The sequence below is a fragment of the Dawidia soli genome, assembly GCF_018598185.1.
GTDB classification, from domain to species: domain Bacteria; phylum Bacteroidota; class Bacteroidia; order Cytophagales; family Cyclobacteriaceae; genus Ohtaekwangia; species Ohtaekwangia soli.
The window spans coordinates 1-329 of the sequence record NZ_JAHESC010000117.1; the positions used below are offsets into that span (position 1 = coordinate 1).

Here is a 329-nt window from a genome sequence, read left to right on the forward strand (position 1 = left end):
TCGATCTTGACACAGCGGTTCTTCCGCAGTACCCGGATACAAAGCTTGAGGAACCCAGAGATCAGGAACGGCTTGGGCGCTTCGGCCGCCAGACCGGCATCCACAGAGAGCCCAAACTTGAACCGGAAGATCTTTAACCGGGCGTAGCCCCCTATATACAGTCCACCCCCCAGCTGCACCGGTTTGAAGTTGACCCGACCCATCATATCGATGTACGCGCCCACTTCAACACCAATGGGACCAAACTTCTTCTTGAGCTCGAACTTCACACCAGCACCCATACGAATGCCTTGCGACGAAAGCATCAGGTACGAGTACATGTTGAACAA

General features: G+C 54.1%; 1 protein-coding gene. It reads right to left on the reverse strand.

Going from position 1 to position 329, the window contains the following annotated elements; all coding sequences use genetic code 11:
* Window positions 1-329: hypothetical protein (locus tag KK078_RS30325; protein WP_254094805.1), on the reverse strand; the 329-nt coding region annotated here is incomplete at both ends.